The sequence below is a fragment of the Mycobacterium sp. MAC_080597_8934 genome (assembly GCF_000523975.1).
GTDB classification, from domain to species: Bacteria; Actinomycetota; Actinomycetes; order Mycobacteriales; family Mycobacteriaceae; genus Mycobacterium; species Mycobacterium avium.
In genome coordinates, this window is sequence record NZ_JAOS01000056.1 from 26,599 (window position 1) to 41,146 (window position 14,548).

The following is a 14,548-nucleotide window of genomic DNA, read 5'->3' on the forward strand; positions in this document are numbered from 1 at the left end:
GTCAGCCCCGGCCGACCACGTTCGAGCCACCCGAGTTGCTGATGCTCGGTGTGCCCGAGTGGTAGGTAACCTTGTTGTTGAAGCCCGAGGCGTCGATGCGCTCGACCGCCTCGACGGTGACCGTGTTCTGCACGCCCGACACCGACAGGCTGGTGCAATGCCCGGTGATCACCACGGTGTTGGACACGCCGCTGACGCTGACCGGGTTGTCGTCACAGGCCAGCGTGCGGTTCTCGTTGATCCCGGCGACGCCGAGCTCGGTGCCCGGCGGCGCGGCCGGTGACGTCGGCGTCCGGCGGGACGTCGAGGGGGCCGGCGTCGTCGAGATGCCCGGCGGCGGGCCGAACGTCCTGGATATGGTGGGCGGCGAGTTGATGATCGACTTCACCCCCGAAAGCTGGTGTGCCGCAAAGGCTGCGATGCCGCCGGCCAGGGCCAGCACGCCGAGGGCGATGAGGGTGCCCACCACCCACCACACCCGGTTGCCCGACGGGCGTTGCCCGGGCGGGCCGGGAACGGGCCCGCCGTAGGACCACGGCGCCGGCGCAGGAGGGTAGCCCGGGCCGGTGGGCGGCGCGCTGCCCTGCTCGGAGGCCCGCGCCGAGTCGGCGAGCGGACGCTCGAGTTCCCGGATCCGCTCCTCCGGGTCGTCGTTTGCTGCCATGGATTGAATATGCCATTCCCTTCTGCGGTTTCGGCCCGTTCGGTAGTTTTTAGGACCGTGCCCGATTTGCCGAACCGCCAGATCCTGCTGCGTCGCCGCCCCTCCGGACTGGTCCGGCCGGACGACACCGAACTGGTCACCACCCCCGCGCCGGAACCCGCCGAGGGGGAGGCGCTGCTGCGGACCACCTACGTCGGCATCGACGCCGCGGCGCGCACCTGGCTCGACGACCAGCCCAGCTACCTGCCGCCGGTGCAGTTGGGTGAGGTCATTCGCGCGGCCGGGATCGGCGAGGTGGTGGCCTCGCGCTGTGACGCGTTCGCCGTCGGCGACGTGGTCACCACGCTGACCGGATTCCAGGAGTACGCGATCATCCGCGACGACCTGTTCAGCACGCCGATTCCCGGCGAGGACGACCAGCTGGCGATCATGTCGGTGTACGGACCGACCGGCGCCACCGCCTATTTCGGGATGACCGACATCGGCCGCCCGCAGCCCGGCGAGACGGTGGTGGTGTCGGCGGCCGCGGGCGCCACCGGGTCGATCGCCGGGCAGATCGCCAAGATCGCCGGCGCCCGGGTGGTGGGCATCGCCGGGGGACCGGAGAAATGCCGTGCGGTGGTGGCGGACTTCGGGTTCGACGCGTGCATCGACTACAAGAACGACGACGTCGCGGCGGCGCTCAAACAGCACTGCCCGCGCCGCGTCGACGTCTACTTCGACAACGTGGGCGGGCCCATCCTGGACGCCGTGCTGGGCCGGCTGGCCCCCCGCGCCCGGGTGGTGCTGTGCGGCGTCATCTCCAGCTACCTGACCGGGGACCATCCCGGCCCGGCCAACTACGTGAACCTGCTGTCCAAGACCGCGCTGATGCAGGGGTTCAACGCGCTCGACCAGTGGGGCCGCTTCGACGAGGCGTTCGCCGCGCTGCGGAAGTGGGAGGCCGAGGGCCGACTTCACCACCGGCAGACCATCTTTGAGGGCATCGAATCCTGCGTCGACGCCCTCAACGGGCTGTTCACCGGCGTCAACATCGGCAAGACGCTGGTTAAGCTCAGCGAACCCGGCGCCGGCTGAGCGGGCGCGGGATGCGGCCCAACCCCGGCGCGTGGTTTCATAACACCGTTTGGGAGAGTTGCTTGGGGAGATCGCGCCGCGCATGACGGGCCGGCATCGAACGATTGGTGGTTACTAGATGGATCGTCGCAGCATGATGTTGATGTCGGGAATCGGCATGCTGGGAGCTGCGATGCGCCTGCCCGGCGCCTGGGCCACCCCGCCGGCGCCCGAAGCGCCGCCGTCGGCCGGGGGCGGGCCCTACATCTTCGCCGACGAGTTCGACGGTCCCGCCGGCTCGCCGCCCGACCCGGGCAAGTGGACCATCCAGACCTGGCAGGACGACGTGTTCCCGCCGGTGGCCGGGATCTACCGCGACGACCGCCGAAACGTGTTCCAGGACGGCAATTCCAACCTGGTGCTGTGCGCCACCCAGGAGATGGGCACCTACTACAGCGGCAAGCTGCGCGGCAACTTCCGCAGCATGATCAACCAGACCTGGGAGGCGCGGATCAAGCTGGACTGCCTGTTCCCCGGGCTGTGGCCGTCGTTCTGGGGAGTCAACGAGGACCCGCTGCCCGACGGCGAGGTGGACATCTTCGAGTGGTACGGCAACGGCCAGTGGCCCCCGGGCACCACCGTGCACGCCGCCTCCAACGGCAAGACGTGGGAAGGCAAATCGATTCCCGGTCTGGTCGACGGCAACTGGCACACCTGGCGAATGCATTGGGGCGAAGAGGGATTCGAGTTCTCCCGGGACGGGGCCGAGTACTTCAAGGTGCCCAACAAACCCATCCACGTCGCCGGCGGCGCGCCCGACGACTTCCGCTGGCCGTTCAACAACCCCGGCTACTGGATGACGCCGATGTTCACCCTCGCCGTCGGCGGGGTGGGCGCCGGTGACCCCGCGGCGGGCGTGTTCCCGTCGTCGATGCTGATCGACTACATCCGCATCTGGTAGCGCTCACTTCGTGGCCTCGAACACCTGAACCAGGTTGAACTGCCAGCGCTCGACCAGCCGGAAGCCCAGGTCGTGCGGCACCGCGAAGGCGGGCGTCGCCCCGTAGACCGGGCCCGGCGGCAGCGCCGGGCCCTGCTGGTGCGCCGGCTCGGAGGGGTCGGCCTGGGTGATGATCCACAGCACGGCGCAGTGGCTCAACGGCCCGGCCACCACCTCGGGGATCAGGTTGGTGTCGAAGACGTCGTTGCGGTCGACGGCCCGCTGCCACAGCGTGAGATCGATCAGCTTGCGATACGCGTCCGGGCGCGCCGCCAGCAGCGGGCGCATCGGGGCGGGCATGAAAGTCACCGTGTCGTTGACCAGCAGGCAATCGCCGGGTGCGGCCTTCGCGGTGATCAGATCGGCAACCTGGCTGTAGTCCATCCCATACTTGGCATACGGATTGCGCTGTGCCCGAATATAATTCGGTGCCGCAGCGATAGCGAAAACACCGACCACGGCGGTGGTCACCCAGGGCTTGGCGGCTATCGCGGCGCTGCAGATGCCCAGGATCAGCGCCATCGCCGGCGCGGTGAAGCACAGGTAGCGGGGCGTGTAGATCGGATGCACCAGCGCCGAGTAGGCCACGATCGCCGCGGTCGGTATCCCGACCCAGCACGTCGCCAGCACCAGCAGTTGCCGCTCCGAGGGCCCCAGCGGCGCGGACCGGCTGAGCCACAACGCGATTGCCGCGCAGATCAGCAGCGCCGACAGCACGGCGAACGGCGGGCTGCGTTCGAAATACTGCTGCATCACCACGTCTTCGATGGTGCGGTGCCCGATCGGCGCCACCCAGCTGATCTGGTGCGCCTGCCCGGCCACCGTCAGCAGGAACGGCAGCAGCACCCCCACCGCCACCACCGAGCTGATGCCGAAGCGCCACAACACCGTTCGGGTGCGACAGCAGACGCCGACGAAGACGGCGTACGCCGCGAGCAGCAGCGCGATGTACGCGTCGAGCAGCACCGAGCACACCAGGGCGAGGCCGAAACACAGCCACGGCCAACGGGATTGGCGGCGGGCGGCGAAAACCAGCAGCACGCTCAGCCACACCGCGGCCATCATCGACAGGGCATACGGCCGGGCCTCGACGCCGGCCCAGGTGGTGCGCGGCAACACCGCGCAGAAAACACCGGAGGCCACCGCGACCGTGCGCGACGAGAACTGCCTGCCCAGCACGACGACGCCGGCCGCGGCGGCCCCCACCGCCAGCCCGCTGGGGGCGCGGGACCAGAACTCGGTGGGCGGGACGAGCCGGAACCAGCCGTGCATGAGCAGGTAGTACAGGCCGTGCACGGCGTCGACATTGCCCAGCATGTGCCACATCTGGGTCAGCGACCGGCTGTAGGAGGCCGAGATGGTCGCGGCCTCGTCGTACCAGAAGGACGGCCGCGCGGCCCCGGCCAGGCTCACCGCGGCGGCCAGCGCCGCGACGATCCACGGGTCCAGCGCGGCCGGTACCGCCGGACGGGTCGGGCTGGACACACCGCCATGTTGCCAGACGCCCGTCGGGCCACCCGGCGGACTCGGACACCTCAGGATTCGAACGTATGATCGATCGATGGATCCGCTCGCGTCGATCGGATACAACGGCCAACCGGTGCGCAGCCCGTTTCGGGTGGTGCGCCCGCCGATCGCCGTGCTGGTCGATCTGACCGTGTTGTTCCCGCGCCAGCCGCACCGCTCGGGGCGGTATCAGCCCAACGGTCTGCAACTGCACAAGGTGGTGGAGGGGCGGCTGAGTTGCTGGGCGCTGTGCGAGCAGGGCGACTGGTGGGGCCTGGTCACCTATCCGGTGGCCTACGGCGCCAAATGCCGGACCGTGACGCACTGGGTGCCGGCCTGGACGCTGCGCCGCAAGGGCTGACGGCGCAGCCATGCGCCGGTGTCGCGCCGATGCGATGATGGCTGCCCGTGGAACCAAGTTGGGCATCGGTGCTGAGCAAGCTGGTGGCGCTGGCGGCGGTCATCGCGCTCTCGCCGATCACGGTCATTCCCGCGGTGCTGGTGTTGCACGCGCCCCGCCCGCGCCCGGCCAGCCTCGCCTTCCTCGGCGGCTGGGTGCTGGGCCTGGTCGGGCTCACCACCGCGTTCGTCGGTGGTTCGGAGCTGCTCAGCGGCTTGCACGCGACCCCGCCGAAATGGGCGTCCTGGGTGCGGCTGGTCTTCGGGGTCGCGCTCCTCGCGTTGGCCGCCTACCACTGGTTCACCCGGCACCGGCAGCGCAGCATGCCGCGCTGGATGCGCTCGTTCGCCGCGCTGTCGCCGGTGCGGGCCGGGGTGGTGGGGGCGGTGCTGGTGCCGCTGCGGCCCGAGGTGCTCATCCTGTGTGCGGCAGCCGGTTTGGCCGTCGGCAACAGCAGCCTGAGCGCGGGCGCCCAGCTGGTCGCCGCCGCGATCTTCGTCGTGCTGGCCGCGTCGACGGTGGCCGTCCCGATCCTGGTCTACGTCGGTGCCGGGGACCGCTTCGACGATGCGCTGGAGCGCCTCAAAGCGTGGATGGAAGCCAACCACGACGCGATGCTGGCCGTCATCCTGCTGCTGATCGGGTTGATCGTGCTCTACAACGGGATTCGCGCGCTGGCCTGACCCGGCTGACCCGGCGCGTTTAGGCGTCACATCGGCGTCGCGGTGGCAGGATTGCCGCTCATGGCAGGAAGCTGGGGCACCGTGCTGACCGGGCTGGTGCCGCTGGGGCTGGTCATCTCCTTGTCGCCGCTCACCGTCATCCCGGCGGTGCTGGTGCTGCAGGCACCGCGGCCGCGGCCGAGCAGCCTGGCGTTCCTGGGCGGCTGGCTGCTGAGCCTGGCCGCGCTGACCGCGCTCGCCGTCGCGGCCTCGCACCTGCTCGGCGGCCTGGACAGGTCGCCGCCGCGGTGGTCGTCGTGGCTGCGGGTGGTGTTGGGGGCGGGGCTGATCGGCTACGGCATTTTCCGCTGGCAGACCCGGCACCGGCACAGCGAGTCGCCGGCCTGGATGCGGTCATTCGCCAGCATCACCCCGGCCCGCGCCGGCATCACCGGGGCGGTGCTCGCGGTGGTGCGCCCGGATGTGGCGCTCATCTGCGTCCCGGCCGGATTGGCCATCGGCAGCAGCGGACTCGGCCCGATCGGCGACTGGATGGCCGCGCTGTTCTTCGTCGCGGTCGCGGCGTCCAGCGTCGCGATCCCGATACTGGCCTATCTGGCGGCCGGCAGCCGCCTCGACGACGCGCTGGCCCGGCTCAGGGACTGGATGGACCGCAACAACGCCGCCCTGCTCGCGGCGGTCCTGGTGGTGATCGGCGCGATGGTGCTTTACCACGGGATCGACGCCCTGTAGCCCCCGTCGCACAATCCCGCGTCTTCCTCGAATCGGTTGACCACCCGAAAAACCAACTCGCGGAACAACTCCCGGCCGTAGCCGGTGAGCATGCCGAAATAACCGCGGGCCGCCCACTGCGCGGCGTGCCGTTCCTCGTGGTGCAACAAGCGGTCCAGGTCGAGGTGGGCGGCGCGCGGGACGCCGTGCGCGTCCCGGCCCCAGGCGCGTCCGGAGCGGATGATCCGGTGCAGCTGGTCGACCGGGTCGGCCAGCCGGCCCAGGTTGACCATGAAGATGTCGCCCCAGGTGGTACCGCCCCGCGCGCTGAACAGCCGTTGAATCCCGTTGCCGCCCAATCCCATCAGCATGCCGTTGGGGGTGGTGACCAGGCGAGCTCCGTTGCGGTGCACGAACCGGACGTCGCGGCGATAGCTCCAGTCGTTGGCGTGCTGGCGGGCGATGATGCGCACCGCCTCCGCGGCGCTGTAGGGGGTGGGCGGAAAGTCGGTGGGCGCCTTGCCAATCCCGTAATCGGTGCCGGCATTGAGGATGTAGGTCATCAGCACCGCCTCCCGGGCGTGCTCGCCGGGGGTGTCCGGGCGCAGCAGGAAATACGATTTGCCGAGCGGGTCCCGGAACTCGGTCAGGGTCTCGAGCACCGCGAAGCGCGCCGGGGTGATGCCGTGGCGCCGGACGATCTCGTCGACCACCCGCGCGGCCACGCCTCGGCGATCGGCGTTCTGCCGCCACCGCGCGCAATAGCCCTGTGCGTCCATGTCTTTGGCTGTTCCCCGCCCAGCCTAGGTCAGGCCGCGGGGTCCGTGCCCGGGTCGATGCCCGCGACCAGGCTCACGACCCGTCGGCCCCGATCAGCGCCCGCAACGTCGCGCGCGCGCCGCGCCGGTGCAGCGAGTCCAGGGCCCACCGGTAGGCCTCGCGGAAGCGCGGTGCGTCGATCAGGTCGCCGAACACCGCACGGTTGGCCAGAAACGCGTCCGGATTCTCGCGCTGCGAGCGGGCGAGCGGCACCAGGGTGTCGGCGAGCCGGTCCACCACCTCGATCGGGCGGCCCTGTTCGTCGACGCCCTCGGCGTAGCGAGCCCAGCTCGCGACGATCGCCGCGGACAGCTGCACCGGGCCGCCGGAGCGCAGGTTGTCGTGCACCACCGGCAAGAGCCACTTCGGGATGTGGTCGGAGGAGTCCGCGCACAGCCGGGCCACCTGGTCGCCCACATAGGCGTTGGCGAAGCGGGGGATGAGGCCGTCGCGGAAGTCTTCCAGGCCGGGCATCCGCGGCAGCGTCGGCATCGCCTCCGAATCCATGTAGCGGGCAAGGAATTCCGCGATCACCGGATCCTGGGCGGCCTCGTGCACCTCGCGGTATCCGGCCAGGTAGGCGAAATAGCACAGGCCCTGATGGCCGGCGTTGAGCAGCCGCAGCTTGATCGCCTCGTAGGGCGCCACGTCGTCGACCAGCCGCACGCCGGCCTTGTCCAGCGGGGGCCGCCCGTCGGCGAAGTCGTCCTCGAGCACCCACATGGCGAACGGCTCGGCCACCACCGGCTCGGCGTCCTGCACGCCGAACTCGGCGGCCAACCGGTCGACGAGGTCCGGTGTGGGCGTCGGGGTGATCCGGTCGACCATCGAGTTGGGGAAGGTGGTGTTCTCCCGCATCCATTGCGCGAGTTCGGGATTGACCTGCTCGGCGTGGGCGGTGAAGGCGCGCCGGGCCACGTCTCCGTTTTTGATGATGTTGTCGCAGGAGACGATCGTCGGAGAGGGCAGGCCACGCTCCCGTCGCCGATTCAGCGCCTCGGCCACCAACTCGAACGCCGCGCTGAGCGGCGGCTGGTAGCCGCCCTCGGTGATGGTGAGCGAGATGATCCGGGTGGCGGGATCGGCCAGCAGATCGACGACGGAACCGGGATCCTCAGGCGCGTAACGGAAGTCGACGATGGATCCGATGACGCGCGGCTCCTGGGTGCCGTCGGGATGTTCCAGGATCAGCGTGTAGAGGTAGTCCTGGCTGCGCAGCGCGTCGCGCATGCGCCGGTCGTCGGGCAGCACGCCGATACCGCAGATGCCCCAGTCCCGGGCGAGGCCGTCGTTCAGCAAGCGGTCCAGGTACATGGCCTGGTGGGCACGATGAAAACCCCCGACGCCGAAATGCGCTATGCCGATGCCGATTTGGCTACGGTCATAGGTCGGGACGGGGATTTTGAGACCGGTCAGGTTATGTGCGTTCAGCTTCACTCGACTGTCACCCTAGCCTGGACCGGACGCCTGGGTAGCGACCGGGCCGGTGCTAGGCGTTGGGGCACAGATCGCGCAACGCGAAGATCACCACGTCCGCGGCCTGCCGGCCGTTGATGCCGCCGGTGCCCTGGTCGGCGTCGGAGCGCTGCAGCGCGAGCCCCTCCAGCTGCTGGGGAGACGCCCCCCAGGACAGCTGTTGGCACAAATCCGCGCCCATTTGCAGGAGCGCGTCGTCGCCGCCGTTGACGGCATGGATCCCGGCGTTGTGCAGGTCGTTGAGGAAGGCGGCCTGGTCCGCCCGGGCCGGGCCGGCCGTCACGGTCGCCGTCAGCATCCCCGCCAGCACCAGTGGGCCCGCCGTCAGCGCCGCGCCCGTTACCCGGCCAACCAGCCTGCGTGCCGCCATCCAACCTTCTCCTTCGTCTGTGCCCGATGCGGATGATGCACTTTGACACAGAAGTGCGAAAAACCGCTGCGCAAACACATCCGGAGGATGAACAGTCGGCGAAGAGGAGTGGGCGGTCGCGGCACGCGGCGACCGTCCACTCGGGCCTACCTAGCGGGGCTAGGCGGTGCTAGCTGGGGCACAGATCGCGCATGGCGTAACCGACGAGGTCGTCGGCCTGCTGGGGGGTGAGCCCGCCGGGCCCCTGCCGGTCGTCGGAACGCTGCAGCGCCAGACCCTCGAGCTGCGCGGGCGGGGCGCCCCACGATATTTGCTGGCAGATGTTCAGGCCCGCCTGCAGCAGCGCCGCGTCGCCGCCGGTCACGGCATGGATGCCGTCCCGGTGCATGTCGTTGAGGAAGCCGGCCGCATCGGCCTGTGCCGGGCCGGCCCAGACGACCGCGGCGAGAAGCGGGCCACCGAGCAGCGCTGAGCCGATCAAACCGCCAGCTAGACGACCTGGTGACATAATCCCTTCCCCTCTTCCTGTCAACCGTTCCGATCACGGTGTTCACTTCTATGTAACCTCGAAACCGGCCATTGTTCACCAAAAATTTCCTGTGAATGGCCTGCGGAAAAATGGATTCCCTGCGATTCGAAGTCGCCCGGCTGGGGTGCGCCGGCGCCGGGTGGTTCCGTGACACCGTTGTGACGTCACCATTTGGAAACGGCGCGGTGCGGCGCGGCTCGTGTCGCGCGCCGGCTACCGACAATTAGCCCGGTCGTGAAAAGGCCGGGTACGGCGAAGCGGGTCTGCTGCACCAAAACATTGCCGAACTAGCAGAGCGTGGATGAAGGGAAGTTGACGCTGATGGCGATCGTCGATCGGTTCAACATGAAAGTGGTTGCGAGCGCTGGGTTGTGCGGAGCGGCCATAGCGTTGAGCCCCGATGCGGCGGCCGCCCCGCTGATAACGGGCGGCCACGCGTGCATTCAGGGGCAGTCGGGCGAGGTGGCGCCCGCCGCCGGTGGTCCGGTCGCCGGTGGTGCGCCCGCGGCCGGTGGTGCGGTGGCCGCGGGTGCGACGGACATGTGCGCGGCCCCCCTCACCGACATGTCCGGCGTGCCGATGGCCGTGCCCGGGCCGGTGCCGCTGGGCGCTCCGGTGCCGGTGCCGCTGGGCGCTCCGTTGCCGCTGGGTGCCCCCGTGCCACTCGCGCCCCCGGTGCCGGTGGTGCCGGCCGGCGCGCCGCTGATCGCGCTCGGCGGGCCGGCCGCGGCCGGCGCCCCGGTGGAGGCGGCCGCTCCCATCATCGACATGTCGGGTGTGAAGGACGCGCCGACCGGCCCGGCGCCCACCGGCGGTCCGGTGCCCGGTCAGCCGGTGCGGCCCGGCCCCTCGGGCGCCAGCTGACGCTTCGTTCGCTTACAGCGGGCCCGCCGGTTTGCATGCCGGTGGGCCCGCTTTCGTTGTGGGAGTGGGTATTTCCTTTTCCAGGTGCCGGGACGCCGCCTGGGTGACGCGGTGTGCCCCGCGAATTACGTTGTGCTGCGGTTGGTTACGGCCGGACGTCGTTAGTCTTGGACGATCACTGGGTCGCCGACGTTGACGTGGTCGTAGTACCACTCGGCGTCGTCGGGACTAAGGCTGATGCACCCGTGGCTGACGTTTTCCAGCCCCAGTGAGCGGACCGCCCACGGCGCGGAATGCACGAACAGGCCGCGGTTGGTGATGCGGACGGCGTAGTTGACGGTCAGCAGGTATCCGTCGGGATCGTCGACGGGAATGCCGACGCTGCTCGAATCCATCGTCACCGCACGCTCTTTCGACAGGACGGTGTACGAGCCCACCGGCGTCGGGAATTCCGGCCTGCCCATCGAGGCCGGCATCACCCCCTGCTCACCGAAGTGGGGCCGGTGGTGCGGCGCCGGCAGCGAGGTCGGCGGACCGGCTTCGACGCCGTCGATGCTCACGGTGAAGGTGTGTTCGGAGATGCTGGCCACCCCGATGACGGCGGGACCCGTCTTGATCTCGGTGGAAACCCCGCCGACGGTCAGCGCAATCGTGCTGTGCGCGGGCCAGTACCGGTCCGGAACCCATTGCACGACACGGTTGTCGAGCCATTCGAACTTGCCGCTCATCGCGGGTGTCGATTTGACGTCAATGGTCTGTTCGGCCGCGTGTCGCTTGGCCGGATCGGTGATGGGCGCGCGGAACGTCACGACCACGGGGTGCGCCACGCCGACCACCTCGCCGCTGCTGGGCAGCACCGACGCGATCGCGAACGCGTGCGACTGGCTCGCCGCGGCCAGGCTGACGCCGGCCGGCGTCACCACCACACACGCAGCGACGCCGACCGTCGCAAGAACACACCGAACACCCGTCCGCATGGCCCCAATTCCTTTTAACTGACATAGTTGCAATAGGGATCGTAAATGTGCGATGACCTGCGGAAGCGCAAGGGCGCGTTGATATTTGGCCACGCATCGGTCACGTTTCGGTGTCAGCGGTTTAGCGCGTCAGCGCGAGGGGTTGGAGAGTGACTTTTCAGCTGCCGCTCCTCGCCGCGAACGCAAGAATCTTCGCAGCCGAGACGGCGGCAAGCGGTGGTGCCGGCATTGATGTGGCGCAGGCGGCCAAGCTTTCACAGGAAAGCGATCTGGACAAGCTTGAAAGGTACTTGCTCAATCCCGACCACGTAACTGGGGACCGAAGGCGAAGTGGTTCGAACGAAACGGGTGTCACCCAGTACGGCATAAAGTACAACCAAGTGATCTCGATCGCCGGAGCGAACGGAAGGGTCATAGATGTGCCCTTCGCCTGGATACGCGGAAACGACGGTGTGGGTGCGCTTGGTGACGGCGATCCCTACGAGCAAATGAGAGAACGTAAAGCGTTGAGACCTCGAGAGTATGACGTGATCAGGCTGCTGCGGCCGCTGCCGGAACACAACCTGCCTGCCGGTTCACGCGGGACTATCGTCGTGGATTACACGAAGGATTCGGATAGCACTCTCCCGTCCGCGTACGAGGTGGAGTTTTCAGATGCCGACGGCGTAACCCAGGCGCTGGTCACGCTTTCCGGAGATGACCTGGAAGTCGTCTGGCGGCCGGATCCAGATGCGTAGCGACTGTAGTTGCGGCCCGATTCAGGGCCACATGGCCGTATTGTGTTGGGCCACACCGTCATAGTTGCGGTGCGCCCTCTCCACATTGGTGCGCAATTCGGTGAGCGCTTCTCGCATTTGTTTGTCGGCTGCTACCCATCTTTGGTGGTACTCGCGCTCGGCGTCTGCGCCGCGGCCCAGCCAGGAACCGTGGAGTTCGGCGATGCATTGGTCGACGGCCGCGGCAATTTGTTCCGCGCTGGCAGTGAATTTCGCCAGTCGGTCGGCAAAATGCGACAGTGCCTCAAGATCGACCGTGTAACGGCGGCTCATGATTCCGGATCCGTTGGGGACAGGGCGGCGAAGGCTCTCGCGGCAATCGTCTCGTGGTCGAGCATGAGGTCCAGTGAGCGGAGCAACAGCTGGGAGTGTTCCGATAGCAGCGTTGCGACGGCTTTGCGCCTTGGTGCCACTCATTCCATGCGGGCTGGAAATCAGATGCGGCGGCGCCTTGCCACGTCGATGACAGATTGCGCCAGTCGTCGGCGATGCTGTCGAGTTCGCTGCTCAAGCCGTCGGCTTGATTTGTCAGGATGTGTGCGGCCGACGCCATCGCCTCCAACTGCATCGTCAGATGGCCAGCCACCGCAGCCTCCTTTCACCGCTTTTTGACACCTAAGCCAAGGTTGCGACGCCGTACAACTCACCCTGATTGGTGACGCGCCGGTGACGCGGAAACCCGTGCGCGGGTTGTGATGCAGGCCGGCGTCGCCGTTGGCGATGCCGAGAACTTGGGCCGTTGCCCGGAGCATGGGGTCGTGGAGCCGATGACGGGAATCGAACCCGCGTTCTCAGCTTGGGAAGCTGATGTTCTGCCATTGAACTACATCGGCATGGTGGGTCTGACCTGCGGGAACGCTGATCAGCGTGCCTCCGGTCGGGCCTCAGTGTCACATAATGTCACAACTCGATCCAAACTCGCTCCGGCGTCCTGTAGCGCGGCAAACTGCGAGTGAGCATACAGCCGCATGGTCAGGCTGGCGTCCTTGTGCCCGATCCACGCCGCGATCACCGCCACCGGCACGCCCTGCAAGTGCATCAGGGTCGCGCAGGTGTGGCGTGCGGCGTGCAGCTTGATATGCCGCAGCCCCGCCGCCTCGACGGCCTCACGCCAGTAGCGGGAAAGCACGCCGGGGCTGTAGGGCTGTCCGGCCTCGTTGCACACGACGTACTCCCACGGCCCGCCCGCGCCGCCCAACGCCAGCCGTTCCTCGGCCTGGCGCTTGCGTGCCGCCTTCAGGACCGCCACCAGGCGGGTAGGCAGCGGCAGCGTCCGGCGCGAAGTCTCGCTCTTGGGGTCGCCCTCGACCGTCTTGCTGCCCGCCGCCACGCGGTTGTTGACGATGGTCAGTGTCTTGGCGTCCAGGTCGACATCAGCCCACCGCAGACCTGCGATCTCGCCGCGCCGCAGACCCGACAGTGCAAGCTCCCAGGCGTGGCCCAGCCGGTCACCGGAGAGAGCGCGCAGTAGCTTCTGTACCTCGGCCTCGGTGTAGGTGTCGACGCACTGGTGCGGTGACGCGACCCGGTCAACGTAGCTACGAGCCAACCAGCGGCGCAGGCCGATTGGCGCGCCGGTCGAAACAGGCTACCTCCCAAGCGAATTCGGGAGGTGATGGCGTTGGCCCTGATCCTGGCGCTGACCTCGGCCCGCGTTCTGGCCGGTTACTGCGCGGGGCTGGGTACTGGTGTCGGCAAAGCACGCCGGAGTCTTCCTGCAGCGCGAGGTGGTCTATGCCTCGCGATGACCGTGGCTGCGGGCCAGGCACTACACCGGGAGGGTCTACTTGGGGCCGCCTGTGACCGGCGCACCGAATCACGCTGGGGCACAGGGCACGAGCTAGAGCAATGGGCGGTGACGCATGAATGCGGCGAGCCAGACCGGATCGGCCAGCGCGCCCGGCCATGGTCGAAAGCCACGGAGGTACTGCACTATTGGATGCCCCAGTACCCAGGGCCATCGACGGTCAATCGAGCGCGGTTCGGTCGTTCAATCATCGCGGCTTCGCGGCATCGCTCGCGGCTATCGCCATGCGGCCAAGGCCAACCATCCTGCGGGGCCTACCGATTCGATGCGTGGGCGGTCACCATCCGAACAACTGAGCGCGGGCTTGCTGATCAACCGGCTCCACTACCATCCGAGGACTGCTCACCATCCGGTCTGCGGCACAAGAGAACTCCGGCGCAATCGAGCATCATGCCGCCACACTCTCAGGTGCGTAATTTTGCGCACTCGCCTTGCGGTCGCTCCCGCTCCACCTACAGCAAACAGGCCACGGCCTACAGCAAATGTCCATCCGGTCAACCGAACACGACCACTCCCACGCCACCACCCAACGCGGTCGCATCGCCGCAGGTCAGACACCCCACCGGGGAGGGACCCTCCCACCCCCGCCTCGCCAGCATGGCCGATAACACGAGATTAGGATGGCTGCAATGCAGGGGCGATCCGGCCTTGGCAGCGGCAGCAAACCGGCTCGGCAGGGCAGCAAACCCGTTGGTAGGTGTCAGCGCGGCCCTGTGTGGTGGATTCCTGGCCCCCAGCGTCCACGCTCGCGGACGAATCGGCGCTCCGGCTGGTCATTACACCGGCCGGGCCGGTCAGGCGCTCTGACGGGCACGCCTCTTTTGGGCTATTGGCGAGCTTCGCGCAACGCCGGATTACGACCGTTCCCAGCATGTTTCACGTCTGGCGTCGTACGATGTTGGGGAACAAC

General features: G+C 68.3%; 17 protein-coding genes and 1 tRNA gene. 7 read left to right on the forward strand and 11 right to left on the reverse strand.

Features of this window, described 5'->3' with window-relative positions:
• Window position 1 precedes the first annotated feature (1 nt).
• A complete protein-coding gene (locus NF20_RS24300) occupies window positions 2–664 on the reverse strand; it encodes a DUF3060 domain-containing protein (protein WP_033710920.1) in 663 nt (220 codons plus the stop codon).
• Window positions 665–721: 57 nt separating this feature from the next.
• On the opposite strand from NF20_RS24300, the gene NF20_RS24305 reads away from it, so the two are divergent.
• Entirely contained in the window at window positions 722–1,741 is a 1,020-nt protein-coding gene (locus NF20_RS24305; protein WP_009979529.1) for an NADP-dependent oxidoreductase, read from the forward strand.
• Window positions 1,742–1,859: 118 nt separating this feature from the next.
• Entirely contained in the window at window positions 1,860–2,681 is an 822-nt protein-coding gene (locus NF20_RS24310; RefSeq protein WP_003879204.1) for a family 16 glycosylhydrolase, read from the forward strand.
• 3 nt (window positions 2,682–2,684) lie between these two features.
• Here the strand turns inward: NF20_RS24310 and NF20_RS24315 are convergent, their stop codons facing one another.
• Window positions 2,685–4,205, reverse strand: coding sequence for a glycosyltransferase family 39 protein (locus NF20_RS24315; protein ID WP_033710922.1), 1,521 nt, complete (start codon window positions 4,203–4,205; stop codon window positions 2,685–2,687).
• Window positions 4,206–4,281: 76 nt separating this feature from the next.
• Here NF20_RS24315 and NF20_RS24320 point away from each other — a divergent pair, with 76 nt between their 5' ends.
• The 3 genes from NF20_RS24320 (at window position 4,282) to NF20_RS24330 (ending at window position 6,041) form a co-directional block, all read left to right on the forward strand.
• Window positions 4,282–4,587 carry a hypothetical protein gene (locus NF20_RS24320; protein WP_003873914.1) on the forward strand — a complete coding sequence of 102 codons (306 nt, stop codon included), beginning with the start codon at window positions 4,282–4,284 and terminating at the stop codon, window positions 4,585–4,587.
• Window positions 4,588–4,655: 68 nt separating this feature from the next.
• Complete coding sequence (locus NF20_RS24325; RefSeq protein WP_009979524.1) at window positions 4,656–5,309, forward strand: GAP family protein; 654 nt, start codon at window positions 4,656–4,658, stop codon at window positions 5,307–5,309.
• A 60-nt stretch (window positions 5,310–5,369) separates the two neighbouring features.
• Window positions 5,370–6,041, forward strand: a complete 672-nt coding sequence (locus NF20_RS24330) for a GAP family protein (RefSeq protein ID WP_011726283.1) — start codon at window positions 5,370–5,372, stop codon at window positions 6,039–6,041.
• Here the strand turns inward: NF20_RS24330 and NF20_RS24335 are convergent.
• From NF20_RS24335 to NF20_RS24350, 4 genes are all read right to left on the reverse strand, one after another.
• On the reverse strand, window positions 6,017–6,799 hold the full coding sequence (locus tag NF20_RS24335; protein WP_003873911.1) for a hypothetical protein: 783 nt from the start codon (window positions 6,797–6,799) through the stop codon (window positions 6,017–6,019). The genes NF20_RS24330 and NF20_RS24335 overlap by 25 nt on opposite strands.
• Window positions 6,800–6,872: 73 nt before the next feature.
• Window positions 6,873–8,276, reverse strand: coding sequence for a mannitol dehydrogenase family protein (locus NF20_RS24340; RefSeq protein ID WP_011726281.1), 1,404 nt, complete (start codon window positions 8,274–8,276; stop codon window positions 6,873–6,875).
• Window positions 8,277–8,328: 52 nt separating this feature from the next.
• Window positions 8,329–8,685, reverse strand: a complete 357-nt coding sequence (locus tag NF20_RS24345) for a DUF732 domain-containing protein (RefSeq protein WP_003873909.1) — start codon at window positions 8,683–8,685, stop codon at window positions 8,329–8,331.
• Between the two features lie 169 nt (window positions 8,686–8,854).
• Entirely contained in the window at window positions 8,855–9,193 is a 339-nt protein-coding gene (locus tag NF20_RS24350; protein ID WP_011726280.1) for a DUF732 domain-containing protein, read from the reverse strand.
• Between the two features lie 333 nt (window positions 9,194–9,526).
• Here NF20_RS24350 and NF20_RS24355 point away from each other — a divergent pair, with 333 nt between their 5' ends.
• Entirely contained in the window at window positions 9,527–10,078 is a 552-nt protein-coding gene (locus NF20_RS24355) for a hypothetical protein (RefSeq protein WP_038430555.1), read from the forward strand.
• Window positions 10,079–10,239: 161 nt separating this feature from the next.
• Here the strand turns inward: NF20_RS24355 and NF20_RS24360 are convergent, their stop codons facing one another.
• Entirely contained in the window at window positions 10,240–11,055 is an 816-nt protein-coding gene (locus NF20_RS24360) for a L,D-transpeptidase (RefSeq protein WP_009979517.1), read from the reverse strand.
• A 149-nt stretch (window positions 11,056–11,204) separates the two neighbouring features.
• Here NF20_RS24360 and NF20_RS28595 point away from each other — a divergent pair, with 149 nt between their 5' ends.
• The gene (locus NF20_RS28595; protein ID WP_224189061.1) at window positions 11,205–11,792 is read left to right on the forward strand and encodes a DUF4926 domain-containing protein; all 588 of its coding nucleotides are present in this window, start codon (window positions 11,205–11,207) and stop codon (window positions 11,790–11,792) included.
• 21 nt (window positions 11,793–11,813) lie between these two features.
• On the opposite strand, the gene NF20_RS24370 is transcribed toward NF20_RS28595, so the two are convergent.
• The 4 genes from NF20_RS24370 to NF20_RS24380 form a co-directional block, all read right to left on the reverse strand.
• Window positions 11,814–12,104, reverse strand: coding sequence for a WXG100 family type VII secretion target (locus NF20_RS24370; RefSeq protein ID WP_019733549.1), 291 nt, complete (start codon window positions 12,102–12,104; stop codon window positions 11,814–11,816).
• Complete coding sequence (locus tag NF20_RS26960; protein WP_224111812.1) at window positions 12,076–12,399, reverse strand: WXG100 family type VII secretion target; 324 nt, start codon at window positions 12,397–12,399, stop codon at window positions 12,076–12,078. The genes NF20_RS24370 and NF20_RS26960 overlap by 29 nt, the downstream gene beginning before the upstream one ends.
• A 191-nt stretch (window positions 12,400–12,590) precedes the next feature.
• Window positions 12,591–12,664 (reverse strand) — tRNA-Gly (locus tag NF20_RS24375).
• A gap of 29 nt (window positions 12,665–12,693) precedes the next feature.
• The gene (locus NF20_RS24380; protein WP_019733550.1) at window positions 12,694–13,380 is read right to left on the reverse strand and encodes a site-specific integrase; all 687 of its coding nucleotides are present in this window, start codon (window positions 13,378–13,380) and stop codon (window positions 12,694–12,696) included.
• Between the last annotated feature and the right edge of the window lie 1,168 nt (window positions 13,381–14,548).

Bases quoted from the DNA above. Each gene is read 5' to 3' on its own strand.
- NF20_RS24300 (WP_033710920.1), bottom strand. From the start codon at position 664: ATGGCAGCAAACGACGACCCGGAGGAGCGGATCCGGGAACTCGAGCGT.
- NF20_RS24310 (WP_003879204.1), top strand. From the start codon at position 1,860: ATGGATCGTCGCAGCATGATGTTGATGTCGGGAATCGGCATGCTGGGA.
- NF20_RS24320 (WP_003873914.1), top strand. From the start codon at position 4,282: ATGGATCCGCTCGCGTCGATCGGATACAACGGCCAACCGGTGCGCAGC.
- NF20_RS24330 (WP_011726283.1), top strand. From the start codon at position 5,370: ATGGCAGGAAGCTGGGGCACCGTGCTGACCGGGCTGGTGCCGCTGGGG.
- NF20_RS24335 (WP_003873911.1), bottom strand. From the start codon at position 6,799: ATGGACGCACAGGGCTATTGCGCGCGGTGGCGGCAGAACGCCGATCGC.
- NF20_RS24345 (WP_003873909.1), bottom strand. From the start codon at position 8,685: ATGGCGGCACGCAGGCTGGTTGGCCGGGTAACGGGCGCGGCGCTGACG.
- NF20_RS24350 (WP_011726280.1), bottom strand. From the start codon at position 9,193: ATGTCACCAGGTCGTCTAGCTGGCGGTTTGATCGGCTCAGCGCTGCTC.
- NF20_RS24360 (WP_009979517.1), bottom strand. From the start codon at position 11,055: ATGCGGACGGGTGTTCGGTGTGTTCTTGCGACGGTCGGCGTCGCTGCG.
- NF20_RS24370 (WP_019733549.1), bottom strand. From the start codon at position 12,104: ATGAGCCGCCGTTACACGGTCGATCTTGAGGCACTGTCGCATTTTGCC.
- NF20_RS26960 (WP_224111812.1), bottom strand. From the start codon at position 12,399: ATGCAGTTGGAGGCGATGGCGTCGGCCGCACACATCCTGACAAATCAA.